This window comes from Alicyclobacillus fastidiosus, from assembly GCF_026651875.1.
Lineage (GTDB): Bacteria > Bacillota > Bacilli > Alicyclobacillales > Alicyclobacillaceae > Alicyclobacillus > Alicyclobacillus fastidiosus.
This window is the reverse complement of record NZ_CP104067.1, coordinates 1,769,713-1,796,074: the sequence shown is the minus strand read 5'-3', so window position 1 is coordinate 1,796,074 and position 26,362 is coordinate 1,769,713. Positions and strand designations below refer to the sequence as shown.

Here is a 26,362-nt window from a genome sequence, read left to right as displayed (position 1 = left end):
TACCTCCAATTACTTATCTTGTGCCCCAACGTGTGACTTTAAGCGTTGCTAAAGCATATATCCGTAGCGGAAACAATAGCCCCAAATGAACAATCCCATAAAGTGGTGCCAATAGAAATACAAGAGGTCGCTTCAATATGTAGTACACATTTCTGGCGTACGCTGATAGACAGATATACGCTCCATAATAGCTGAGCAAAACCAAGCCCATCGTCCGAGCCTTAAGAATGACGCCTGCGAACAACGCAACTCCGAAGGTTATCCATAATAACATCTCTAATAAAACCCACATGAGCACCTTTGGCTTTTTAAGTCCCAACTTAAATGCCAGCAAGCTTTCTCTGAAAAACGATTTATTCCAACGTATTTGCTGTTTTACAAACTGACGTAGTGTGGGTGGAACGTCGGTTAGACATATCGCATTTTCCTGATAGACCGTTTTTCCGCGCTCAATTGCGTAGTTCGTCAAGCAACGGTCATCACCGAATTGGACAGGTTCACCTAAGAAAGTCTGGTGCCGATAACGTTCCAAATTATCTAGGATTACTTCACTACGATAGCAACTAATCGGACCAGAGCAGACAAGCACATTACCTGTTACTGATTGAGCAGCACGCTCAACACGAAATGCATTATCATAACGCATATCAAGTAAACGTGTTAACCATGACTCCGTCCTATTTCGCGCATTGATGTGACCTGTTACCGCCATCACCTTTTTGTCCCTAAAAGGTATCAACATTTTTTCTATGGCATTTGGGTATACATAGCCATCTGAGTCTGTGGTGAAGATAATGTCTCCTGTAGCACGTTCAAATCCGTAGATTTGTGCATGGCGCTTTCCCCTATTATCTTCGTAACGATGTACGTGTAGGTTTTCAGCACCAGTTTGCTCCTTTAACAACTGAATTGCGTGATAAGCCGACAAGTCTTTGCTACCATCATCGATGAAGAAAATTTCATGTACTCGATGTGTCTGTCTTAGCAAACTCTCTACAGTGCTGCGTGCCGCTTCTTCCTTTTCGTTGAATGATGGGACAATTACTGTCACTTTAAAATCCAATGCAGTTCCTTTAAATGGTTTGTAAAAAAATGAAAGAACCATTTTCCCAAGTAAATAAGTAACCATGACGGAGCCATATATTCCAAGCGTGAAGTCGAGACGTCCATGAGCTTTTGAATTAACATAAATCATGGCCGTGACAAACACTAAAAAAAGTATAAAAATAAAGATCCGACTGATTAATGACATAGGTTTTCGATTTCCGTTATTTTTAAACAATTGTAAATTCGAATCATCCACTCGATGCTCTATCACCTTTGATTGCTCCTTTTGTTGACATGATCCATATCGGCGGTCATCGCTTGCGAACGATCAAGACGTTGAGGAGTGACACCGTTTGGATTGTTCGTTAATAAGTTTGGATAAGTTATTTAGTTGTTGACGGATAATGTGTTTTTCGCTGCGATTTGTGCGCCTTCCACGCACGAACATAGTTCGGTTTCGTCGTCTGACGAGCTCGGCCGATAACAAATCCGTCGTAGTTTACCGTAATGACACCGCAACCAACGTTGACGTTGCGTCCGATTTGCGTATCGCCCACATAGGCCAAATGACTGACTTTTGTATCGTCACCGATTTCGCTGTTCTTGATTTCTACAGAACACGCGACCAAGGCCCGTGGGATTGTCCACCTCGGCGGTCAACGCCGCTACGGCAGCTCCCTGACGTCATTGTGTCTCAAACAACCTGCAAAGCGTATCCGGTTGAATCAAAGGTGCATCGCCGTACAATACAACGACGGAATCCGCGTCGTCTCTCAAATGCGGCAGAGCAGCCCGAACCGCATCGCCTGTTCCAAGTTGCTCTACTTGAACGGCTATATCCACCCGGCCCGCAATCGTTTCCGTGACAGCTTCTCTTTGCTGTCCGACAACAACGATAATCTGGTCTAGGCCAACTCGATTCAATGTATCAAGAATGTGCATGATCATCGGCTTGCCACACACACGATGCAACACTTTGTGTGTTCGCGACTTCATCCGCGTACCGTGGCCGGGCGCAAGCACAATTGCACTTTTACCCATATAATCTCCTCCGTGACCACTTCGAGCTCCTACTTAAGATTGTCATAGATAGTTGATAGAAGTTGGCCTTTGTAGTCCTGCCCCAATTTCCATATCATGACGCCGCCTAAATTGTGCTCGTCTACATATTCAGTTTTCATAAAGATGGAGGCGGGGTCTTCAAAACTAATAAAATCGTCTCCATTAAATAGATATGGCGACTTGGCCGATAAATCCCAATGATAGGTAAACCCACTATAGTTCTTCTGATTCAAATACTGCGTGACCAATTTGTTGTAGGGAATCGAAGTGCCCGTGCCAACTTGATACGGTTGATATAGGCCGTTGTTCTGATCCCTGACGCCCAGGTACTCATACGCGAAAAATCGCACACCCATCACGATTTTGTCTGGGTTTACACCTTGCTTTAAATAAAGTTGCACCGCGTTGTTGTCTGACCACTTCCCAGGATCAGCTGGATCCGTATTGATCGGTGCCACTAGACCTGTGTAGGAACCCCAACTTCCGTGTATGTCATAGGTCATCAAATTGAACCAATCAACATACTTTTGCATGGCAACCAAGTTTGTGTCTTTAGTCGCATAAGTCGTGTTGGCTGCGGCATCGATGGTAAGGTAATAGTGCTTATGATCCAGAGCGCCCTGCGTGTCAAATTTTCCGCGAATTGTTTTTAATAGTAATGTGTAGTTCTGGGGATCATTTGGGTTGTGCTGGTCATTTGGATAGGAGCCACCCTGGAGAGGATATTCCCAGTCAATGTCAACACCGTCAAAGTCGTATTTTTTAATGAATTGAACGACACTGTCTGCAAATGTATCGCGTGATTTTTGCGTCGCAGCGACCTGCGAAAATTGAGCTGAATTCCTCCATCCCCCGACTGAAATGATCGTCTTCAGGTTTGGGTATCGTTTCTTCAGTTTAATCAGTTGACCAAAGTTTCCCTTAATCGCATTCGCGTCAGACGAGTCGCCTGAAGATGATTGTCCGATGTCCGCATAAGGATCGCTCAGTGCAATTTTCCCATCACTGTCGATTACCGCAAAGGCATAGTTGATCACATTTAATTCATTCGCCGGAATATCTGAAACCTGATAACCACTATATGTATCCCAGTTGGCGTAATAGCCGACTATTTTGCTCTTCCGCTCCAAAGGATTTCCCGTCGTAAAAATAACGGGGTTGCTCGTTGTCGAAGAATTCCCCTTAGCATCAAGGGTTTTGACTACAAGATAATATGTCTTGTTCGGACGTAGATTGGACAGTTGAACCGACGTGGAGGAAGTTTTGATGAGGATAGACGGAGAACTCGAGTTTGGCTGTCCTGGAATCGCAACCGATTCGTCATTTATAACCTCGTACACATCCCCAGTACCATTCCCTGTACCTGTCCAAGAAAGCGTAGCACCTGTCTCCGTTACGTTCGATACCTGTACATTTGTAGGCGAGGCCGGTTGTTGATTTTCGCCAGCGGTGTCCGCTAACGCTGGATGAGAGAAGACCCCAAATCCAAGCATGGCTGCTGAACCAAAAGCAAGTGCCTTTGTAGCTGCGAATTTACCTCGATTGATCGTCATACATTACCTCTCTTATAAGAATATTTAGGGAAAACTACCCCATGATGTACGGCGATAAAGTGGGGGGTTACCAAATTAAGTTATAGGTGTTACCCGTAACAATACCATTCGTGTTTGTAGTCATTGTTGCTGATGACTTTTCAAGAGCAATTGCTTCTTATGTGTAGTGAATAGCAGACGACTGAAGTTTCAAGATAGAATTCTGTAACTCTTTCAATCCGCCATTGTAGGGGGCTGTATTCCACCCATTATCGGTATTGCTAGCAGTTATTTGACGATTCATTTGCAACAATTTCTTTTCAATTGGCTCGTGTTCTTTCAAGCACTTTTGCAGTAAGTTCTTGTCTTGAGAATGATGTTCGTATTTTTCAACCAACTTCCAATGTACGTTTGACTGTTTAAGATATTGTCACGTTTCATTTCGAGTTGCCTTATTTAGTCACTAAGTGTATGTACGTGAGGATTCGATGAATTAGCGCTGGATAATGCTTGTTCTGCTGCATATAATGCTGCCACTTGAGTGTTTTTTACAGTGGATAGCAAATCAGTAATCGTCGTGTTTGACGACGAAGATGAAACCTGTGCCAATAGAGATTTTTCCGTGTTCGAATTAGCTTGGTACTGGCTATCGAACGATGTTGTGGCCGCGAATGCCGATGTAATACTCATTGTCGCAACTGTTGCAGATGCTGTAAAACCTACGATAACTTTTCCCAGAACTTTATTCACCGATAAATCCCTCCTTATGAGTTATTGATTACCATAGTGATTCGACGTAATTCGACTACTTATGAGGGTCGAGACATCATATTTTCAGTTGGCCAGTCGTCTTGGCCATCGTTCACAGCGTTATATTCATCGCTACACCAATCCTCCAGAATCAATCGCTGCGGAGTATGTGGAGGAATTCTGATGGGGCATTATTGGCGGACAGAGAAGGATAAAAGAGGATTTGGGTAAAGGGGATTTTTAGGCCTAATGAATGTTCTCCCCGGCTATGCCGGGGAATATTAGAGTGTAAGTGCAGTTAATACCCCTGCACTGTCCTTGAAATACAATTTGTTGTCTGCTGAGTTGACAAATATACTGTTGCTGGGTGCTCTCGATGATGGGAATGTTGACAGTCCAAGATACCCCGCACTCTGAATCCCGTAGTTCCGCATGTTCATGACACTATTCCAGCCGCCGCCTGAATCATGACTAATGTACTTCGCATTCAGCTGGGAGTGATCCATGATCATATTCGCGCCAGACATATTTCCGTTGGTAAACGCTGTCGTCAGGTTAATATATTGATTTCCGGCCATCAGTGCATTGGTTGTCGTACTGGACAGGATAATGCCGGTTCCAGATGCTGAACCACTGTTTTCAAAACGGTTCCCCACAAATACATTTCTGTACCCATTATCGATAATCCCGTTTGTAAACTGTTCAAATGTACAGCCAATGACTACAATATGGTCTGTTGTGGATTTGGCAATTTGTACAGCTGTTGTGACGGCGTTCGTGCGACATCCAATTAGTCGGTTGCTGTTTGCTTTGTTTTGAAACAAATACCCTGTTCCAATTGTATTCGTGGACCCAGCATTGACAGATACGTCTGTCATGGTGTTGTAGTAGCTGGTGCCCGTGTCCCCATGGTCAAACGATACACCTGTGAAATTCGTGTTACCCCCATTTGACTGAAGGATATTGATTCTTGAGGCGATAGATTGATACACCATAGAGAATTCAATACCAATCGTGCTATGTGGATTACAGATAAGTGTAAAATCGGCTAGTTCAATGTTCCCAATGGATGTTCCTGTATTGTTACTAATGGCTTTCCCTGATCCCGTATGGACAATAGTTGTTGCGTTCCGTCCTGAACCACGAATGACAAGTCCAGAAATGAGTTGGATGTTTTGCACGTAATATGTTCCTGGACTAAGTTGAATTGCTTTTCCATTTGCCATGTAGGCAGCAGTTGCAAACGCTTGCGTATCATCTTGCACTCCGTTTACAGACGGTGTTTGATAGTTTCTTATATCGATCCAATCACTTCTTCCACCAAAGGAAACATCACTCATTTGATTCCCGCCTCCCATAAAGCCAAAATACCGCTTCCTTGCTTTGATGAGCGTGCCGACATCTGGCCCTTTTCCGTCAATGGAGAGATGGCAGAAGCGCCGCCAAACAACACTGTCGCTCACTTCCTGTACTAGCGGTTCGTATCCTAGCTGGTACCGAAATTTAAGATACATGAGACGAAAATACGGTTGCTCCGGAACCGTTGGGCGTCCAATTTGCTGTATTGAAGTTCTCAAGGAAACTGGAGCATGAACCGTTCATCATATAGGATTCGATCTACGTACTCCAGTTCCGTAGGCAGCTTGAGCAACGGTTCCGAAAGGATAGCATCTCACAGTGTCCACTGATTTTGTTGAGTCGTAGGCGGACTTGCACTTGTGTGGCTCATCGACCCTGCTCCATCTCAAGCCCTTCCTTTGTGGCAGACTGTCGAGCATTACTTTGTACGAGTTGGACAAGTTTGGTGGCGATGCTAAAGCTTCTGACGCAGCTTGGGTGTTACCTTTATCCGGAATTTTCTCTTCCAGGATACCTCGACTAGTCCCTGCGTTGCATCTGACGCGCGACTCGATTCTTACTGGTGAACATTCCTACCTATCTTGCAGTTCATAGCATCGCTTGTTATACGAGGTCATTCCCCCAACCAGCTTCAAACATGCTTCTACAAGTAGGGGTGAACATTTTAATCCCCGGATTCGCCCCCGGACGTTCGACCCGACTACAGGAAATAAACCTCTTAAACTCAAAGAGGTCAACCAATCCGTGCCCGAATTGGTTGACCTCATAATACGAAACCAGCTTTACGTAGCAGTTGATTGCCATGCCTTAGTTCATGTAGATCCCCTCCAAAAGCCAGTATTGCAGCCGTTGCTGGCACAGTTGCGCCAACAGACCTAATTAAGTCTGCGCATGGAACTTGTGGGAGTAGTTGTTGAATACGTTGATCAGATTCAGCAATGATTTTCCGTACTCTCTCATACGCGTCAAGCAAATACTGAAGTTCCCATTTGTCCTCCTCGAGGGCGCATACATCGCCCACGCTATTCCTAGCTATTGCAATTAGTTGAGTCGCTTTGCGCATACCCCGAGTACCACCTGGGCGTGACATATGTTCTGACCAAGCCTCAATAACTTGCTCTAGTGTCAGAGATGTTAAGTCAGATGGAGACGGAAAGCTACGTAATGTTGCTAGGGATCGTGGGATGGATATCTCTTTGAAAACCTTTGTGTACTCAGGGAATCGAATGTCTAGCCAGCGTGTAATTCGATTCTCTATGCGCCCAGATTCAACAACCCAGTGTTCACGATTCTTAACTAGAACTTGAAGACGGCGGAATACTTCATCGCTAGGGCGGAATGCGGTGTAGTACCCACGACTGATCACATCTGCAATAATAATCGCGTCTTTTGGATCACTTTTGGATGGCGAGTTATCACGGTTTTCCTTATTACGCTTTGTTGTCATGGGATTCACAAGAACGGCATCAATGCCGCGTTCAATAAGCCAGTTGGCAATGTTAAACCAGTAGTGTCCCGTTCTCTCCATTCCAACAACGACATCATTCAATTTGTGAGCTTGTTGTAATTTGCGAATACTACGTTCGAGTTGTTCAAATCCACTATGTGTGTTTGAGTCTGGATCAGTCTAGACTTCATAGTAACGCCTCTACATTGAGTTCATTTCTGGGTCTAATTGTAATGAATGTCCTATTGCTCATCGTTGTAATATCTGCCCTTGGTATTAAATTCACTACTTCGTGACGCAGGATCTTATTTTGATTTTGGACATTCGGTGCACGCGAGAGAAACAACAACGCGCATTTCGTAATCCTCCTTCTAAGCAAGTTCTTCTTCCAGTTCCATATCCCATTGGGGCAACGGATCGTGAAACTCTCGCCAATCTAGACCCATTTCCTCTTCCGTCAACAAACAGGTATCCAACGAAAGGGCAATCTCGCCCTGATTCATTTCAATTCCGATCAGAACGATTTCCGTTATACGATCCCCCCATACCGGGTCCCATGATTGCAGCAATTCAGGCTCTTCGTTAAAGATGTCTTGCTTTTCCTCTTCAGGAAGTGACGCCACCCAATAACCAGCTGGTCCGAATTGTATGGAAGGGCCCGCTTGGCTGAGGTTTATGGCGACATCATTTCGGCTGGATAACCAAAGGATCCCCTTAGCTCGAACGACTTCCACAGGATAATCCTCCAGCCATTGGGCCAAACGTTCAGGGTGAAATGGTACTGTCTGGCGATACACAAATGATGTAATCCCGTATTCCTCAGTTTCTGGAGTGTGGTTCTCCATTTGTAGTTCCTTAAGCCATCCAGCTAATTGACCTGCCTTGTCGAATTCAAAAAGACCGGTGTTGAGAATTTCCTTGGGGTCGATTTTTCCATAGGAAGTTCTGATGATTTTGGCATTAGGTTGGAGTTTTCTAAGAACCCCTTCCAGTCCTTGCAACTCCTGTTCGCTCACCATGTCGCACTTATTCAAAACAAGAACGTCGCAAAACTCAATTTGGTCAATTAAAAGGTCAACCACTTCGCGGGTATCCTCTTCGCCAACTGCCTGCTTCCGGTCTAGCAAACTTTCGCCGGACGAAAAATCGTGCCAGAAACGGTAAGCATCGACTACCGTCACCATACAGTCCAGTCGGCAAATAGAAGTAAGATCGATGCCGTTTTCTTCGTCAATGTAGGTAAAAGTTTGAGCTACAGGAACTGGCTCTCCAACGCCTGTCGATTCTATCAGAATATAGTCAAACAAACCTTCCTTCGCCAACCGTTCTACTTCGCGCAAGAGATCCTCCCGCAACGTACAGCAAATACATCCGTTTGACATCTCCACTAGTTTTTCATTGGTACGAGAAAGTGTTGCTCCTTGCTTAATCAAATTGGCATCAATGTTCACTTCACTCAAATCGTTCACAATAACCGCAACTCGAAGACCTTCTCGGTTGTTTAAAACATAATTTAGGACAGTGGTTTTACCTGCTCCTAAATAACCGCTTAGAACCGTAACCGGAATTTTGTGTTGCTTCATTTTTAAAGACTCTTTTCACACATAGGTTCTCTACATGTCATCGCGAAGCTTGCTTGGCTTCCATCAAATTAGATTCTCAAATAGCGTGCTAACTCATAATTCGACTTCGTGATTCGATAGTACATCCATGATTCACAAAACCTGAGCACATGAAGTACAGTGCCCGTAAACCTCGAAACGATGGTTTATGATTGTAAAATCATCTATTGTGGCCAATACGTCCGCCATAGGGCACTTATCAAGTACGACAGTCGAACCACAGCGCAAACATATTAGGTGGTGGTGATGCTCAATTTCGCATGCCAATCGGTACTTAGCTGAACCCACACTTTTGAGCTCGTCCAATATCATATCCGTAGCGCTGTCCATGAAATCCGCCCCCTTGGCTACAATACGGAGGAGTAGACATTCAATCACTGCTAATCTATTCCGACGTGTTACCCAGGAAACAGTGGGCGCGGAATTACCCATGTTAGCTTTTCAATACGACTAACTCCGCGCCGTTATCAAGTTTTATCTAGTGAGCGACACACTCTTCAAATCCTTTCTGGAACCAACTACTATCCAGATTGCGGCCAATGAGAACAAGTTCGCTGATCTTTTCTTCGCCATCCTTCCAAGGTCGGTCTCCAGCTGATTCGAATAGCATATGAACCCCTTGGATGAGAACCCTTTGTTTTACGTTGTTAATGTAGAGAAACCCTTTGTATCGAAATACATCAGCCCCGTGAGTGGTTAGCCAGCCAAACAGCCACTTCTCCACTTTACGGAGGTCCAGCGGTTTTTCTTCACGCAAAACAATGGATGTTACAGAATTATCGTGCTCGTGATCCTCTTCCTCTAAGAAACCGGGATCAATTTCAAGCTTCTTAGAAATATCAAACGCATTGATTCCCAGTATCTTTTCCGTCTCAATATTCGATTTCTCCGTGCGGTAGATTCTGGCATACGGGTTCATCGACCGCAGTCTGTTTTCAAGACTCTTTACCTCATCCTCGGAGGCCAAGTCAATCTTGTTTAGGAGCAGCACGTCAGCAAAGGCGACTTGCTCCTGTGCCTCATGTCCATCATCCAAGTGTTGTTCGGCGTGCTTTGCATCAACAACTGTTACCACGGCATCGAGCGAATACGCATCGTCAACTTCTTGGTCGACGTAGAAGGTCTGAATGACTGGTGCAGGATCGGCCAAACCCGTAGTCTCTATGAGTACTCGGTCAAAGTCGACCTTCCGTCCATTCTTTCCAATCCGCGCATCTCGCAACTCGCCAAGTATCCGAATTAAATCGCCACGTACTGTGCAACAAATACATCCGTTGTTCATTTCAAAGATTTCTTCATCAGCACCGACTACCAGTTTATTATCAACACCTACCTCACCGAATTCGTTGACAATTACAGCGATTTTGTGCCCATGGTTTGCCGATAGAATGTGGTTCAACAATGTGGTTTTGCCTGCACCCAAGAATCCAGTTAATAAGGTGACCGGAATCCTCTCTCGTGACACTGTGTTCATCTCAACTGCCATTCTCAACACTCCTTTTCAAAATGAACAACCGTTCTTATCCACGCAATGATTAAATCTGAAGAAATTCAACGGGTTTCCAGTGAATAAAGGCAATTTTCTGTCCAAAGCGAAATTCGACACCTTCGCTAGTGGTAGTCGTGTTTTCCGCTATAAACCTCTCGACACACTCAGGGGTGTATTTATCTGCAGGAACAGATTGACGGATCGATTCACGCAGTTCTTCAATTTCTTTGTAGTGAACACGTTTTTCAACGTCAAAGAACTCAAGCGTTGGGTCAATGCCCATTTCATACAAAATCAGCAACAGGTTTATGTAATCTCGACTAACCCCTTCTCCCGAGATACCAAGTTGGCAAAACAGTTGTTCGAATCGTGACCATGGCTGGGTCCACACCAACACAACACGTTGACGTGCGATTTCGTTCATTTTTGCGAGGCATCTACGGATATCCAACATTCGATAAACTGCATTGACAAGAAAAATTCCATCAACTCTGTCAAGCTGGACATCCTCCCATTTGCCCTGTACCGTTCGAACGTTGTGAATGCCTTGGTCACATAGTTTGATATGCAATTGCTCCAGCATGTCTTGTGACAAATCCACTGCAAAGATTTTTTCAAAATATCTGGCAAGTGGCACAGTAAACTTACCTGTACCACATCCGATCTCCAGAACCCGCTTTACCTCGCCAAGCAGCGAACGAATCTTCACTGCAACTTCGGGCGCATAGTCAATGAGTTTGGGAGTATCGTCATACCTCTTAGCTGCATCTTTCCAAAACGCTTGTTCTGCCAAATCATCCACCAGTCGTGACGGAAACGCCTCTGATGACGTTTTGCAAGCCTGGCGCCAGAGTGCCTCAAAATCAATTTGATACTGTTCACGCAACGCACGAATGAGTTTACCGTTTCTCATCAAAGCAACTCCTCAATCAAACGGGGGCGCAACTTGCGTAAAGCGTCCGTCATAAAAATGATGAGAGAGACAAGGACTGCTTGGTATGTAGCCTTCCAGGTACGCCCGTACCATTTCCCGTCCCGATTCTGGCGTGGTATGGCGGAACCAATGACCCTCAGGGTAGACAATCGCGACACATGCATCGTCGCATCGCCCATTGCATCGGGTGCGTGTGGTGTGGATCCGCTCATCGGCACCATGTCGTGCGATCTCATCACGTATGGCTTGCGTCACTTCCTCTCCTCCGTTGCGCATGCATGTCGCACCGTTGCACATCAAAAAGTGGTGCTCTACCGTGCTCAGGTTTCTGGTGGTCACCGCGATCGCTCCTACGGGTTATATTTCGTAATAATTACGATTTGCATTTTGAGTATATCCAGATGATTCAAAAATGTAAACCGTAAAAGTTACGATTTATTTGGAATGAGGGTCGTCCTTCAGCATAGGCTTGACAACAGAGCCATTTGGAGGAGGTTTATCATGCAACTTGTTTATGCAATTCCAGTCGCGATGGGCTTGGGTGCACTGCACTCTTTGGAACCTGGTCACGGGAAGGGGGTTATTTCTGCCTATTTAATTTCGAATCAGGGAAAGCCTAAAGATGCCATGCTAATTGGCTTTGTTTCTGCAGTTGCACATACGTTTTCGATTCTGATGCTCGCCCTCGTAGCCACATCGTCCATCGATGCGTTCATACCCGAGCATTTGATTTCGTTCATTGAACTTGGCTCGGGTTTGGCGGTCAGTTGGATAGGTGCACGAATGCTGTATCAGAAATTCCGACCTGAAGTTGTCGTGGTTAGAAAGCTGGGCCTCGCGCAGGCAGAGACGTGTACGAATCCACATCATCATCATCACGTCCATTCCAACCATTCCCACAAGGATAGTCCACCTTCTTCCATTGGGCGCTTATTTACGGTTGGTTTCTTTACCGGCCTTATTCCATGTCCTAGCGCACTGGCCATTCTGTTATCATCGATTGGACTTCATCACGCTTCTATAGGAATGACCCTGGTAATGGCATTTTCCATCGGAATGGCCTTAATGATGTGCACTATTGGTCTAGTCGTAGTCACGACGGGTGATACCATTTCACGGCTTGATCACTGGCGGGTGACAGATACGTTGACGTCACTATCTTCTTTGCTCGTGTTTCTGATTGGGTGTTTCGTTTCCTGGGAAGCAGTGAGCCACCTACTGCGATAATTAAAAAAGGTATTTTCGTTAAGCATAATCGTCGATCCCTTTCTATTTCTACTGTAATAACCGGCGGTTCAAAAGCCTAAATGCGCTACTTGTGTATCGTAATAATTCCTATTTACAAATCGTAATCATGTCGATATACTGACTAAGGTAGTTGAGATTTGAACGCACGGGGAGTTGAACTTGTTGAAGATTCGCGGGAAACAGATCGCTTTGGTTGGAGGAACACTAGGATTCGCATTAGCGGGTATTGCCGGGTGCGGTACGGCACAGTCGACACCCTCACAGGCCAACAATAACGTTGCAGCAAGTCAAAAAAATACTGGCTCAGCGGCAAACACGTCCCCTATCCAAGTGGTCGCAGCAGAAAATGAATACGCGAATGTCGTCTCTCAAATTGGTGGTACATATGTTCATGTGACAGCCATCATGAGCGATCCAAATACCGATCCGCACACGTACGAAGCAAGTCCACAAACCGCAAAGGCCATTGCTGGAGCCCAACTAGTTATCCAAAATGGACTTGGTTACGATGATTTCATGAACAAACTGGAGTCAGCATCAACGAACGCAAACCGCAAGGTTATTGACGTTCAAACGTTGCTTGGTTTACCGGACAGTACCCCCAATCCTCACCTATGGTACAAACCGACTACGATGCCACAAGTTGCGAAGGCGATTGTGAAGGACTTGTCAGCGATAGACCCAGCACAGGCTTCCTATTTTCAGGACAATGAACAGAAATTCGAACAATCCTTGCAACCTTGGTACAAGGAATTGGCCACCGTCAAGAAAGAGTTTCCGAACGCGCCAGTCGCGACCACCGAGCCCGTATGCGACTACATGCTTGAAGCGAGCGGCATGAAGAATATGACACCGTGGGCCTTTCAAGCAGCCGTCATGAACGGGACGGATCCGGCCCCGCAGGATGTTACTCTTCAAGAGAACTTGTTTAAGCAGCACAAAGTCAAAGTGTTTTTGTATAATCAGCAAGTAGTTGACCCAATGACAACGTCCCTGTTGAATTTGGCAAAACAGAACCACATTCCTGTAGTTGGTGTGTATGAAACCATGCCGACTGGCCACACATACCAATCCTGGATGCTGGATGAAGTACAGGATTTGCAAAATGCACTGAAAAACCACGTGTCTACGGAGACTCTGTCATGATGCAAATGAAAGAGGCAAAGATTCGCGACGATGTACTGTCGTTGAAAGGAATTCAGGTGCGGTTTGATGACCGACTGGTGCTACAAAATATCCAGTTCTCCATTCGACCTGGCGAATTTGTGGGGCTGATTGGTCCAAATGGTGCCGGCAAGACAACGTTGCTCCGAGTTATCCTCGGTTTACTGTCTCCCAATAACGGAACTGTAACCGTCGATGGACAGCCTGTAAAACACGGTAACCCGCTTGTCGGATACGTGCCACAGAAAATCCATCTCGACTCAGATACGCCACTTCGTGCGCGAGACCTAGTTGCGCTGGGCCTTGATGGACATCGGTGGGGACTTCCCCTACCATCGCGATCGCGCCGACAAAAAGTTGACGAGGTGCTAAGGGCAGTCGACGCCCTCGGTTTCGCAGACGCGCCAGTTGGACGACTGTCTGGAGGAGAACAGCAACGGTTGCTGATTGCACAAGCCCTATTGACACAGCCCAAAGTCCTGCTGCTGGATGAACCTTTGTCGAATCTCGACATCCGCAGTGCGCATGAAGTAGTGCGCCTTGTATCTCGCATCGCGCAGAGCCAAGGCATCGCTGTATTGCTTGTGGCACACGACATGAATCCACTACTTGACGTGATGGACAAAGTTGTTTACCTGGCGGCAGGAAACGCCGCCATCGGAACGATTGAAGAAGTGATTCAAAACGACGTTCTGAGTCGTCTGTATGGATACGATGTAGAAGTGCTCAGGGTGCGCGGTCGCATTCTGGTGGTTGGTGGGAGCAACGACACCACGACCGATTTGCTTCAACCAACACACCACTCGAAAGTAAGGGGGATGGAACAGATTGACTAAACTGCTCCATGTTCTCTTCGCACCCGGCCTCTTCACAGATGCATCGGTCGGTAACGCGATTTTGATTGGTACCGTCGTGGCTATCATTTCGGGCGTGGTGGGCGTCTTTGTCGTCATTCGAGGACAATCTTATCTCGGCCATGCGCTGGGCGATTTTGGCGCAACGGGGGCGTCTGTGTCCTTTCTCCTGGGGCTCGCTGCTCTATGGGGATTTCTCGGCGGCGGATTTATCGCAGGTGCGGGAGTCGACGTCCTAGGGCAGGGGCACCGCCGTCGCGGACGGGATGTGACCACAGGCGTCATACACGCCTTTGTCATGGGACTAGGCGCACTGTTTCTGTATTTCGACACCACGTACACGAACACCACGGGGGCACCGATGACGATTCTATTCGGTTCGATTTTCCTCATCGATCCGAAGCTCGTTCCGACAACGGTCATCCTCGGGGTGCTGACTCTCGTCCTCCTGTTGGTCCTTTACCGCCCACTGCTACTCAGTTCCCTGGATGCAGACTTGGCGAAGGCACGAGGAATTCCAGTACGCTGGGTAAGCTTTCTCTTTATGTGCTGCATGGCGATGGCCGTCAGCCAATCTTCCTTAGTCATCGGTGCATTATTAAGCACTGCACTTCTCATCGGTCCAGCTGCAACAGCCATTCGGTTGACGAAGCGTACCGGCTTAGCGATGATTTTGTCTGCAGCAATCGGTACTATGGCGACATGGCTGGGTATCGTGCTCGCCTACGATAGCTACGACTGGCCACCAACCGGGCGGGGTTGGCCGGTCAGCTTTTTTGTGACCAGCCTGGTACTCTTGTTCTATTTGATTTCCCGCTTTAGGAGGCAGCAGCCTGTTGTGGCACGGAGACCCAAAGAAGAGTCTTCGATGAAGGAGGTAGTGACGCATGGGTACCGTATGGAACACAATTCTTAGCCCCGGCATGTTCTCGGAAAGTTTTATGATCAACACCTGGATAGGCGCGACGACCGTCGCTGTTATCGCCGGGGTTGTCGGGTTTTTTGTTGTACTCCGTGGCTCGGCATTTGTTGCACACGCTCTACCCAAAGGAGGATTTGCTGGCGCTGCTGGTGCTGCCCTGTTGGGCGCCAATACGGTGATCGGCCTAGCTGTGTTTTCTGTCGCGGGAGCACTTAGCATCGGTTGGCTCGGGAAACGCGGTCGCCATGATGTGGTGACTGCGCTCATTTTAACCTTTCTACTCGGAGCAGGTGCTCTGTTTCTTAATCTACATGATGTCTACGCGCCAGAAATCTATTCGCTGCTCTTCGGGGAAGTTCTAGGGGTCAGCGGCATAGAAATTGTCGACACAGTCGTTTTGGGTATTGTCTGTATTGCGGCGCTGGCTATCCTTTATCGACCGTTGATGCTGGCGTCCGTCATGAGCGAGAGCGCCGAAGCAAGGGGCATTCGAGTGCGTCGAATCGAAATGTACTTCCTTGTAATTGTGGGCCTCGCGACCGCTATCACCGTGCCTATTGTTGGCGCGTTGTTGACCTTTAGTCTCATGATTGCACCTGCTGCAGCGGCACGCTATTTGACTCATCATCCCATCCGGGCTGTAGGAGTGTCGGTAGCTATCGCCGTCGTTACCGTTTGGATTTCAATTTTTCTTTCCTACGATACCGGATGGCCTGTAGGCTTTTTTGTGGCCGCGATTACGGCTGTTGTCTACAGTTTAGCACGAGGATGGCGTTATTTGATAAATAGAGGAAAACGCCTTAAGCGTCGTCCACCGATCCTCGACAGAGCATAATCTGTAATCGTAAGTTATGAAGAATTCCAAGCTGAAAAAGGGTTGATTTTACCAATAATTAGGTTGCGTAAGGACTGGGACATATGAGCGGTTCGAATCCGCTGTCCTCGGTACCTATAAAATCGGTGTGTCCAGTGAACAGTGGCAGTGGGGGAAATACCCCCTCAATTAACTCCAGCCACAACTCACTCTAACTGCGAAATTCATATCAGCTTTCTTCACCTTGGGCGATCAGACTAACGGCCCTGGCGATTGCCTCCCTCGTCTCTCTTGGGATTTTCACGGCATCTGGGTCGTGCGACGGCCCGAAAGGATGTGTTGGTGTCCAGGCGGTGGCCAAGGCCATGATTGCAGTCAAAAGAAAGCCAGGAGTAAACGTCGTTCCTACCAGACCATCGTTTTGCGCATCCCTTATCGCTTTAATTTTCCTGTCGCGGACAGAGGTACGCTCGGTTATATTGTCTGCCTTCTGCTCCAAACTGTACCATGTCATTAACCGTACTATATCTGGATGTGTCATAGCCCAATCGAATACTTTTGTCGCATAACCAGGAAGATCCTCGGGTGTAAAGGAAATTTCCTCATAAACGCGCGTTAGGTTTTTCTGGAGAACAGTTGTAAAAAGCATCTCTTTATTTTCAAAGTAAACGTAGATCAGATTCTTGTTGCATCCAGCATTTTTAGCAATTCGGTCAACACGTGCGCCCGCTATGCCATAGGAGGAGAACTCCTCCATAGCTGCCTCTAAAATCCGTTCTCTTGTTGCTTCAGCGTTTCTCAAAGGTGTCCCACCTTTTCCAAGCATTAATTTAGTGTTTTCAATATATCACACGAACAACATATTTGACTAACTGGTTAGTTTTAAATACAATATAAACAACCAGTTAGTTATATTTCAGGTTACAGCAACCGGTCGGTTAGACTATCTGGTGACTCTTATGAAGAATGGAGAATACACAATGACACAATCCAACGTCGTGTTCAAAACACAGACTCATTCGGGAGGCGACCTTCGATGAAACTTTCAGGAAATACAATACTCATTACGGGTGGCAGTGCGGGCATCGGACTTGCTTTTGCAGAACGCTTTATCAAAGCTGGAAATACAGTCATCGTCTGCGGACGACGTGAAAGTGCCCTTCAGGATGCCAAGGAGAAGTTCCCAAATCTCATTACTCGCGTCTGTGACGTTGGACTTGAATCCGACCGTGCAGCGTTATTTGACTGGGTGACAACGAACTATCCAGACGTCAACGTATTAGTGAACAATGCAGGGATTCAACAACGCTTTCATGTGTTGAAGGCAAATGCAAATGACAATTGGAGATATTACAACAATGAAATCATGGTCAATGTTGAAGCTCCTATTCATCTATCCATGCTGTTCGCCCCATTTTTTGCAAGAAAAGAAGATGCGGCCATTGTGAATGTGACGTCTGGGTTGGCTTTCACCCCCTAGCGATTGCCCCCGTTTATTCGGCGACCAAAGCGGCGCTACACTCATTTACGATGAGTCTCAGACACCAACTGGCGAATACATCTGTAGAAGTGATTGAAGTGGCTCCACCGGCAGTGAACACCGATTTGGGTGGATCGGGTCTACATACGCATGGAGAGCCCTTAGATGCGTTCACGGATGGAATTTTCCAAGGACTCGAAGAGGGTAAACAGGAGATTGGCTATGGCTCGTCCGTGAATCGCCTGCGCATGTCACGTGACGAAATCGATGCATACGTAGAAAAAATGTATCAAGCGATGAAAAGCACCATTGAATAATTCTTGGTGAGCAAAAGGTGCTACCAATGGTAGTACCTTTTTAGGCTTTTCGAACCCGTGCCGACTGTTGTCAAAGGTCAGTGCATGCCAAGTTCGATACCCCGTGTGTCGCCTGCACGAGCGATCCTCGAGAACTTCTCCATATATTCTATGTACAAATTGTTCACTTACAACGAAGTTGTATGGCAATTGAGCACTCAGGCTTTGGGGTGATGCGAGCGTTCCGATATGGAACGCCCTGTTTTGTTCAATGTTTTATGGAGCATCAACTACGCTGTACCCTTTAAATGTGTTCTACACAATTCGACAAAATTCGTCACTATCCTTGTTGTTCGTTGAAATTGAACCTCAATTTTAAGTCAGCAATACAATGAATGTGCTTTGCACGACATCAAATGCTACTCGTAACCATTAGATTCTGACGCGATTGTGGTTGGGATGACAATGTATATCGGTGGTCTAATCTTCGCTGTAAAGCGAATCTGTATATCTGTTTTCAATGTGGTTTCAATAAATGATGATTACATTATTCTGGGAGGAGAAACAAACCTGCCTAAGTGCGCTTACAGGTCATAGTGCAGGTTTGTTTTCCTTGTATAATATTCGTAAAACAATAAATCTTTATGGTGGTAACTGTATTTAAATCTGTTTGGAATAGATTTGAGCTACCTGTTCCACCAATGCCAACCCAAGAACAGGTCGCATCACCAGAACTTCCTGATACACTCGGAACCTTAAAAGTTGCTTCCGTCAAACTATAAGAAGATGTATAGTTCGAATTGAGTTTACTGCTTTAAGCCATTCTTGATACGCATCACCACTGGTCGATGATGGTGGAATAGGATACCATGTTGGTCACGTCACGGGACAGAAATACAGTTTCATGCACTAGATACACTAAGCGGATAAGATGGCCGAGAATATGGCTATGATTCGGGGAAATGTGTGCACCCAATAAGCCTCACATCGAAAAATGAGGGCCGTTCTGTTATTCGGTGCTCTCTATCCGTTTTTCTTCACTCGATTGGATCCTCTTTAATATCTCGTCAATCTTTGTCTGATCAATCCCGACTTCCCTTAACCGCATTACCAGATACTCTTCCGGTGACATTTCATACACCGGATCGATCCGAAAGTTCATTGTACGTCTACACCCACGATTCTTACTGAATATATCGATTAACGTCACGGATTAGGCCGTTACATTGATGCTTTTTCTGCTTTCACCCTTGTTCTCAGTTTATGGACCTGCGAGCAAAAGAGACACACAACCTGGTCACCAGCCAATTTGGTATGTGTCTCTATCAGTTGTATCTATTTATCACTGCACCTACACACGAAAATAGAGCACGGACAAAGTACAACAACCTGAAAGGTAGCTCAAAGTGCAAAAAAAAAAGCACTGCTGCGATATATTCCAAGTACATCGAAGAAGGAGCGTGTGCCAAACAGTTGAATTATGACACCATTCGACTTTTAGATTAGTAACCCGATAGAAGTTTGTGTATTTAATATGCGTGTAAACCATGATTTTGGCGTTGATCGGAACTTGAGTACCTCTAACGATCGAATGAACAGCCTCCTTGACGTTCCGTCATCGAAAGGGCAATTGTATTTTGCAAGCATCATCGCAGCGCTGCTATTCCTTGTTTTTTTCGCGACTTTGCCTTTTTCGCGACATCAGAGTGTGATTGTCACACCGTTTCTCCCGAGCGTGTTATCCATTATGTCTGTCTCAGAACTCATTACGGCGTTCTTGTTGTTTGTACAATTCGTTGTCAGTCCTAGGTTGCCCATGCTGATTCTAGCGGTCACTTACTTGTATTCAGGAATGATAATCATCCCACATTTATTGGCGTTCCCAGGGGTTTTCTCTAATGGAGGATTGATGGATGCTACATCTCAAACGGCAATTTGGCTTTGGGTGTTTTGGCACAGCGGATTTCCTCTTGGTCTTTCTCTTTATGGGCTGTCGAATCATCTAGGCATTTCGCCTTCCTTCAAACGTCAAAATTCTGCTCTAATTGCAGTCGTCGGTATGTTGCTGACTTTGATTTGCGTAGTGGGTGTATCTTGGTTAGCGTTTCGAGGAACGCATCATCTTCCGACCATAGTTCAATCTGGAGACTATCACTTACTGGTGACGTCGGGTGTTGGGCCAGTTGTTTTTTTGATCAACTTATTTTGCGTGTCCGTTATGTTATATCGATTTAAACGCGTATCCATTATGCACCTCGGTGTTACTTTAGCTTCCCTTGCGTCTTTGCTGGACGTCTCACTAACACTGTTTACCGGTGGACGGTATATGGTGGGGTGGTATGTAGCACGGTACAACAGTCTGTTGGCATCACTTATCTTGTTGTCTGTGCTCCTTACGGCCATTACACAACTCTATCGCAAACTTGCGATTCAACAGTGGAGAATCACGTACCTTGCCTATCATGACCCCCTCACAGGGCTCGCAAATCGCCGTTTCTTTTCAGAGACAATCGCAGAATTGTACACAGCCGAAAACGAACAATTTTGTTGTGCAATTCTCATGCTGGATTTGGATGGATTTAAACAAGTCAACGACAAATTTGGTCACGATACAGGAGATAAGTTGTTAAAAGAAACTGCGGTAAGATTAAACCACTCCGTGCGCGAGGAGGATATGGTGGCGAGACTCGGCGGCGACGAATTTATCCTGCTCGTCACCTCCGCAAAGTCAGTGGCTGACGTCAAAGTAATTGCGGCACGGATCATGGATATGCTCCAAAGACCCATTTTAATAGGAAAGAACGTCATTCAAGTGACGGCAAGTGTGGGCATTGCGCTGCGACCGGACGACGGGAAGAATTATCCGGATTTGTTGCGAAACGCAGATGAGGCACTGTATCAAGCCAAGGAACGTGGAAAAAATCGATACGCGTTTTATGTTCCGCGCAAAACCGTGTAACATCTTGCACACCTCATCAACGGGCGATTGATATCTAACGCCTCGGTGAATCAAAATACTTTAACAGTCGACAATCCCGTTGCTTTCAAATTCCGCAAATCACTCATACTAACTGTCCTTAACCTTTGTCCTCCCTTGATCATTGAATAAATTATCTTTCATGAAAGGAGGTCATATTTCATGAGCCACCATCGCCGCGAACATCCTAGAGTGACTGTATCAGTCAACGCCAATCCTAAAATTCGGATAACGGATACACAGGCACAGGCACAAGCTCAACTGCAAGCACAGTTACAGGCTCAGTTCCAAGCACAGTTACAGGCTCAGTTCCAAGCACAATTACAAGCCCAAGAACAAATGCAAAAGGAACTGAAAAAAATCAGGCGTGCTCTCAGACGTAAACATAAAAAACATTGTCATTGTAGGTAATTTTAACTCCATGAACCTCCTGCCTCTATCTATACGGCATTACGTTCATTTGCGTCGACCAAACGGGATCGATGATTGACGTTTTGTCGTCTTTTTTTATATAACGATTTCACCGAATCAGAAGGAAAGGCCGAACATGAAGGTTCTGCTCAGATTTAAATTTGGAGGTATTTTGGTTAGGTTGATCAACAGAAAAACACCAGTCCAAATGGACTCACCATCCTTGAGCACGTGGATGCCCCCTCTTAAAGTCGGCAAATTTCAATTCTTAGCGGACTGTAGGTATCTGCACCGAATGTACGAAAGAGACAACGTGACGGTGGGCTCAATCACGAGATACAACCAGCTCAACGGAACCAAAATATGTAGAACTATCCAGTCGCCTACTTGCTGATTGGGGATTAGCTCAAACATGATCGTCATGAGCACTGCATATGAAACGACAAACCATTTTTCACTGGATTTTTTTAGTTGCAACGTTCTCCTGGTCAGTTCTGACATCGCCCATAAATGAATGGCAAAGAACACCGCTTCAAACATTGTTGAGATGAACACCAAGACCACGCCGAAGCGCTGAATGATCAGTCCGCGTAACTGTACAAGTTGCAGCACAAAATCAATCGGATGCGCCAACACTCTCAGGCCTTCATAGCCAACCACCCGGATCGTAATTACGTACAATGATAAAATTAACACCGAGCTAAATCCGACGCAGAACATTGGGAGCCATATCGCGTTTCGTTTACGGTGATCGAAATAGGGAGACAGCATAAGGTACAGGTCTAGCCCAAAAAACATCGGTAACAACTGTGCTGCAACGGTAATCGACCGCGAAAGATTCACAGGATGCAAGAAAACACCTGTCCAACTGCCTCGAAATACAACAAAGACGAATGATGCACCTAGGACAAGAATCGTGACCGGGAATATAATCGAAGCGACACGACTGATGGCCTCTAGTCCGTACATCGCGCCCATCATCGCAACAAGAGTTAATGCGGCGACCGTCGCCAGCCGAGGGGTATTTGGAAGTAACGACTTGAGCGTAACCGAAAAGGAGTACAGACTAACTGTTACAAACAGAAGGTAACCTGGTATATACATACACGTTACTAATTTTCCAATCACGTTCCCATATACCAGTCTTGGCATGTCAGCGCCCGACCATGTACGAAAGCGCGTATTGAGAAGTCCATGTACCCACGCGCTAAATAGACCTATCAAACAGGTGGCTAGAATGGCCCACTGCCCATCCACCCCACCGTAGTTCGCTGCATACCGAGGGAAGATCCAGAACAGAAGTGGGAGAAAACTGGTACATGTAACGGTGATCACTTGAAACATAGAAAGCTTATACATTAGATAAGCATCCCCCTGCTGACAATGACAACATTCACTTGGATATCAATCTTGGCATGCTGAAACATTTGCCCCCATTGCTCCTTCATTCGTTGCTCCTCGTCTGGGTGATGCTGAAAGTATATCCCCCCAAATCCGCAGATATCGGCCTTCTGTTGTTGTAATTTCTTGAGGGTGCTTGTTAACTGTTGAGTGAGATATTCGGATGTTTCGGATTCAATTTTGTTTAGATTTGACGGTGGTAGTGGCTTTGGCGACGGGTCGACCAGTTTACCAAGCGTCGCCCGAACCGAAACACGGTCAACCAGTAAAACATTTTTTCCTTCACCAATACAACGAAGGCGATTGTTGGAGCGAACGTCGGTTAGCGATACAATTCCTTCATGAATGGGGGCATCAACCGCCATACTCCGAACTTTTCCACGCAAAAGGTTTACATAAAAGGTTTCCTGGCGACTTAAGGTAAATGCCGCTTGGTTATTTAGGTACACTGTAATTCCGCCGAGCATGAGCGCGCCTTCACTTTTGTCTTCGGACTGAACAGGTTCCACCATCGGTAGAACGGGGACAACCCCGACTTGTGTTGCATCTCGCCAGTATTCCCATAGTTGCCTACGTATTGCAAATCCTTGCTGACGATATGTCATCGATTTATCGAGAAAGTCCATCGGCGCAGCGTCAGTTCCCGTGGTAGCAAGAACATCTTTGGCGGATTCAGGTGTCGTGAAGACATTGGCAAGACGATTCATCTTTGGTAAACGAATGAGTTGTCCCACCACGCTGTTCATCATATCAGAAGACAATTTACTACTGAAAACGATCGCCTGCAATTGAGCTGTATCAATCTGACGGTCCACTTTTAGTTGAAGTTGCTTCATGGCTTCAGAAATGGAATAGGCTTCGGTCGAAAGGGTTTTATTATTATTCTTCGCAGAACTGTCCCCGGAGCCACTGGACATTCCACCGTCTCCCCCTGGCATAAGGATCGGGAACTGAACCGTAACTTGTACTTGCTGGGGATCGTCACCAGCCGGATCGATCCCTATGCCAATGAGTGAAGCCCGTGTAGCGATGGACTCGTAATCCCAGCAACCTGGCAGTAGCAGTAACAAACAAATGCATATGGATAGAGTGATCCACCGTCTCGTGAAGATTTTCATGTCCGTCTCCGGTTACGCTGCTTTTTCGGGTTACTCGGAATTTCTAACATCGGATGTTGATTCGGGTCTGTGTAATCGGAGCCTCTCGTCACTTCTTGATCGTGTAAGTGTGATGCTCTCTTATCGAGCATAGGGATAGGTGCACGTAAGATTCCGTCCAGGAAGAAATCCCGCCAGTGTTCCCCAGATATGGGTTCAAGGTAAGAGATTCCAAACGACTTGAGAGAAGCAACGTGGAACAACCCCGCCATGACGACCAGCATCACACCGTAAAACCCAAAGATTGAAGCAGCAAAAATATTTCCCCAACTTAAGATTCGAAGTACCGTTGCAAACTCGTAACTCGGCAGGACGAATACAGATACTGCAGTCAGCGCGATGACAACAATGAGAATACTGCTTACCAACCCCGCTTCCACAGCCGCTTGTCCAAGGACTAAACCGCCCACGATACCAATTGTTTGTCCCATCACTCTGGGCATACGTAAGGCGGCTTCTCGAATAATTTCGATGACCAGCTGCATCATCATGACTTCTGTCGCAGCGTTAAACGGTACCCCTTCTCTGGAACGGGCAATTTGAAATGCCAGTGTATGGGGCATGAGTTCCGGATTAAAATCTGCAAAGGATATATATAAGGCAGGAAGATAAAATCCAAGAATAAAAGAGACAAATCGAAGCCAGCGCATGAACGTGGCCTCAAAATAGCTATGTTGGTCGTCCTCCATCGTTTGAAAAAAATCAACGACCGTTCCAGGTATCAGGAATCCTGTTGGATCTCCATCAACCAGGATCAAAACTTTCCCCTGACCAACTTCTTTGACACAATTGTCTACCCTTGTAGTGGAGCGGGTCAGAGGAAACAAAGTCCAATGATTATCCACAATCCGCTGCTCCAACGTGGCACTTCCCGTCAATTTGTCGACGTGTACCGCTTGAATTCGCTTCATCGCAGTCGATACCAAATTCGGATTCGCGACATCGTGTTCATACAACATCGCAACCCGAGTTCGGCTGCGATAACCAACGCGAAGTTCCTTTACGGTCAGAGCGTCGCTAATCAGCATGCCACGCACCAATCCAATGTTGACATCAAGTTTTTCGATGAACGAAATCTGAGGACCACGGGTGCTCGACTCAAGCAGTGGTGGCTCGATTGCGCGATGAGGAATGGCTACTGAGGCAACTGTGATGGCCTCCGATATCCCATCGACGAGTAGTAATATATCCCCTCGCGACAGCGCCTCACGGATCTCCCATAGGTTATCCATAAACATAACTTCCCCAAACGGGATGACATGTCGCGCCAAGTAATATGGCATTTCCTTAGGTGAAACCTTTTGATACTTGTGCTTTTGCAGTGCCTGTTTCATACTCTGGACCTGCTTTTGATCCGAAATGGTTTGGAAATAGACGAGGACGGCATCCTTGTCGCCAACGGTCGTCCTCGTAACGACAAAGTCATCACTCATCCCAGATGTTTCGGTAATATATGTTAATGTTTGCTGGAGCTTACCTGTTATCTTTGGTGCGTCCCTGTAGTCAGGTACTTTCGGTTTTGGGCGATCGGTATACCGATTACGGCGATCCCTACGATTAAAAATGTTCCTCAAAGACAACTTCACTCTTTCCCCAAACGCGGCTTTTAAAGGTAATTATTTGAACAAATCCAATATATATGCATTCCATTTGAAATCTGTAGCATACTAAAGCATGCACAACTGAGGAACGGGGGTGTATTGACTGTGGAGTGTGGGATTTGAAACAGATTGATAAAAAGGAGGGACGGACAGCGGTGAACGCAGCCCTTGAGAGCACACCATAAGCCGAGAGTGAAATACCTAACTCCCTTAGAGTCGGCAGGATATTCGACTCAATCCCGCGGTTAAATAAAGAATACTCAATTTGCAACCAACGAATCGGATGGACAGCGTGTGCACGACGAATAAGCTCCACACCAACTTCTGAAAGCCCGATGTGACGTACATATCCAGCCACCACCAACTCGGCAATTTGTCCAACGGTTTCCTCGATCGGAATGTTGGGATCGATTCGAGCCGGCTGATACAAGTCGATGTATTCGACACCCAGACGTTTCAAAGTATCTGTAAGAAACGTCTTCACGACGGGTGAGCGTTTACCTGCAGTGCCTACACTCTCTTCCAACGAATGTAACTGTCCATCAAACTTTACGGAAATGAAGGCATGATCACGCCGTACTCCTCGCAGAGCCTCACGCTCCAAGACATTCACGTCGGCAAGGCGTAACCACATGCCATGCACGGTTTGCAGAAAGTACACTTATTTTATTGGAAAGTACTACAAGAACAAACAACCTCATCATTTCGTACTCGACCTTACAAATCTAGGACGGAGTATTTTGCACCCCTTTTAATGTTCAAAGCTTCGCCAAATTCTCCTGCGTAAATGGCCCG

General features: G+C 46.2%; 22 protein-coding genes and 3 pseudogenes. 8 read left to right on the top strand and 17 right to left on the bottom strand.

Translation table 11 applies throughout. The annotated features are described in order from the left end of the window. Positions 1–13: 13 nt before the first annotated feature. From NZD89_RS08890 to NZD89_RS08840, 12 genes and pseudogenes are all read right to left on the bottom strand, one after another. A complete protein-coding gene (locus NZD89_RS08890; protein ID WP_284285278.1) occupies positions 14–1,318 on the bottom strand; it encodes a glycosyltransferase in 1,305 nt (434 codons plus the stop codon). A gap of 413 nt (positions 1,319–1,731) precedes the next feature. Next, positions 1,732–2,088, bottom strand: a complete 357-nt coding sequence (locus NZD89_RS08880) for an NTP transferase domain-containing protein (RefSeq protein WP_268007361.1) — start codon at positions 2,086–2,088, stop codon at positions 1,732–1,734. A 29-nt stretch (positions 2,089–2,117) separates the two neighbouring features. Beyond that, on the bottom strand, positions 2,118–3,662 hold the full coding sequence (locus NZD89_RS08875) for a glycosyl hydrolase family 18 protein (protein ID WP_268007360.1): 1,545 nt from the start codon (positions 3,660–3,662) through the stop codon (positions 2,118–2,120). 435 nt (positions 3,663–4,097) lie between these two features. Beyond that, positions 4,098–4,391 (bottom strand): hypothetical protein, encoded by a 294-nt coding sequence (locus NZD89_RS08870; RefSeq protein ID WP_268007359.1) that lies wholly within the window; start codon positions 4,389–4,391, stop codon positions 4,098–4,100. A 281-nt stretch (positions 4,392–4,672) separates the two neighbouring features. Beyond that, entirely contained in the window at positions 4,673–5,731 is a 1,059-nt protein-coding gene (locus tag NZD89_RS08865; protein WP_268007358.1) for a hypothetical protein, read from the bottom strand. 42 nt (positions 5,732–5,773) lie between these two features. Further along, positions 5,774–5,968 (bottom strand): annotated as a pseudogene (locus NZD89_RS29535) (transposase); the annotation flags it as partial. 545 nt (positions 5,969–6,513) lie between these two features. Then, positions 6,514–7,350, bottom strand: a pseudogene (locus NZD89_RS08860) (IS110 family transposase); the annotation flags it as partial. A 218-nt stretch (positions 7,351–7,568) separates the two neighbouring features. Beyond that, positions 7,569–8,780: a GTP-binding protein gene (locus NZD89_RS08855; protein WP_268007357.1), complete on the bottom strand. Its 1,212-nt coding sequence runs from the start codon at positions 8,778–8,780 to the stop codon at positions 7,569–7,571. 132 nt (positions 8,781–8,912) lie between these two features. Further along, positions 8,913–9,131: a transcriptional repressor gene (locus NZD89_RS29530; RefSeq protein WP_369125264.1), complete on the bottom strand. Its 219-nt coding sequence runs from the start codon at positions 9,129–9,131 to the stop codon at positions 8,913–8,915. Between the two features lie 166 nt (positions 9,132–9,297). Beyond that, the gene (locus NZD89_RS08850; RefSeq protein WP_268007356.1) at positions 9,298–10,305 is read right to left on the bottom strand and encodes a CobW family GTP-binding protein; all 1,008 of its coding nucleotides are present in this window, start codon (positions 10,303–10,305) and stop codon (positions 9,298–9,300) included. Between the two features lie 49 nt (positions 10,306–10,354). Further along, a complete protein-coding gene (locus NZD89_RS08845; RefSeq protein ID WP_268007355.1) occupies positions 10,355–11,101 on the bottom strand; it encodes a class I SAM-dependent methyltransferase in 747 nt (248 codons plus the stop codon). 132 nt (positions 11,102–11,233) lie between these two features. Further along, positions 11,234–11,581 (bottom strand): (2Fe-2S) ferredoxin domain-containing protein, encoded by a 348-nt coding sequence (locus NZD89_RS08840; protein ID WP_268007354.1) that lies wholly within the window; start codon positions 11,579–11,581, stop codon positions 11,234–11,236. A gap of 162 nt (positions 11,582–11,743) precedes the next feature. Here NZD89_RS08840 and NZD89_RS08835 point away from each other — a divergent pair, with 162 nt between their 5' ends. From NZD89_RS08835 to NZD89_RS08815, 5 genes are all read left to right on the top strand, one after another. Then, positions 11,744–12,469: a nickel/cobalt transporter gene (locus NZD89_RS08835; RefSeq protein WP_268007353.1), complete on the top strand. Its 726-nt coding sequence runs from the start codon at positions 11,744–11,746 to the stop codon at positions 12,467–12,469. 183 nt (positions 12,470–12,652) lie between these two features. Further along, on the top strand, positions 12,653–13,636 hold the full coding sequence (locus NZD89_RS08830) for a metal ABC transporter solute-binding protein, Zn/Mn family (protein ID WP_268007352.1): 984 nt from the start codon (positions 12,653–12,655) through the stop codon (positions 13,634–13,636). Beyond that, positions 13,633–14,490, top strand: a complete 858-nt coding sequence (locus NZD89_RS08825; RefSeq protein ID WP_268007351.1) for a metal ABC transporter ATP-binding protein — start codon at positions 13,633–13,635, stop codon at positions 14,488–14,490. Before NZD89_RS08830 ends, NZD89_RS08825 begins: the two co-directional genes overlap by 4 nt. After that, entirely contained in the window at positions 14,483–15,424 is a 942-nt protein-coding gene (locus NZD89_RS08820) for a metal ABC transporter permease (protein WP_268007350.1), read from the top strand. Before NZD89_RS08825 ends, NZD89_RS08820 begins: the two co-directional genes overlap by 8 nt. After that, positions 15,396–16,265: a metal ABC transporter permease gene (locus NZD89_RS08815; RefSeq protein ID WP_268007349.1), complete on the top strand. Its 870-nt coding sequence runs from the start codon at positions 15,396–15,398 to the stop codon at positions 16,263–16,265. The genes NZD89_RS08820 and NZD89_RS08815 overlap by 29 nt, the downstream gene beginning before the upstream one ends. A gap of 208 nt (positions 16,266–16,473) precedes the next feature. On the opposite strand, the gene NZD89_RS08810 is transcribed toward NZD89_RS08815, so the two are convergent. After that, positions 16,474–17,046, bottom strand: a complete 573-nt coding sequence (locus tag NZD89_RS08810) for a TetR family transcriptional regulator (protein WP_268007348.1) — start codon at positions 17,044–17,046, stop codon at positions 16,474–16,476. A gap of 234 nt (positions 17,047–17,280) precedes the next feature. Between NZD89_RS08810 and NZD89_RS08805 the strand changes: the two are divergent. From NZD89_RS08805 to NZD89_RS08795, 3 genes and pseudogenes are all read left to right on the top strand, one after another. Further along, positions 17,281–18,041: pseudogene (locus NZD89_RS08805) on the top strand (SDR family oxidoreductase). Positions 18,042–19,554: 1,513 nt separating this feature from the next. Then, complete coding sequence (locus NZD89_RS08800) at positions 19,555–20,979, top strand: diguanylate cyclase domain-containing protein (RefSeq protein ID WP_326492925.1); 1,425 nt, start codon at positions 19,555–19,557, stop codon at positions 20,977–20,979. Between the two features lie 180 nt (positions 20,980–21,159). Further along, on the top strand, positions 21,160–21,408 hold the full coding sequence (locus NZD89_RS08795) for a hypothetical protein (protein ID WP_268007347.1): 249 nt from the start codon (positions 21,160–21,162) through the stop codon (positions 21,406–21,408). Between the two features lie 261 nt (positions 21,409–21,669). Here the strand turns inward: NZD89_RS08795 and NZD89_RS08790 are convergent, their stop codons facing one another. Genes NZD89_RS08790 through NZD89_RS08775 form a run of 4 tightly spaced genes read right to left on the bottom strand, consistent with a single transcriptional unit; the run spans position 21,670 to position 26,201 of the window. Next, positions 21,670–22,767 (bottom strand): GerAB/ArcD/ProY family transporter, encoded by a 1,098-nt coding sequence (locus tag NZD89_RS08790; protein WP_268007346.1) that lies wholly within the window; start codon positions 22,765–22,767, stop codon positions 21,670–21,672. Then, a complete protein-coding gene (locus NZD89_RS08785; protein WP_268007345.1) occupies positions 22,767–23,927 on the bottom strand; it encodes a Ger(x)C family spore germination protein in 1,161 nt (386 codons plus the stop codon). The genes NZD89_RS08790 and NZD89_RS08785 overlap by 1 nt, the downstream gene beginning before the upstream one ends. Further along, the gene (locus NZD89_RS08780; protein ID WP_268007344.1) at positions 23,924–25,552 is read right to left on the bottom strand and encodes a spore germination protein; all 1,629 of its coding nucleotides are present in this window, start codon (positions 25,550–25,552) and stop codon (positions 23,924–23,926) included. The genes NZD89_RS08785 and NZD89_RS08780 overlap by 4 nt, the downstream gene beginning before the upstream one ends. Further along, a complete protein-coding gene (locus tag NZD89_RS08775) occupies positions 25,524–26,201 on the bottom strand; it encodes an aldo/keto reductase (protein WP_268007343.1) in 678 nt (225 codons plus the stop codon). The genes NZD89_RS08780 and NZD89_RS08775 overlap by 29 nt, the downstream gene beginning before the upstream one ends. Between the last annotated feature and the right edge of the window lie 161 nt (positions 26,202–26,362).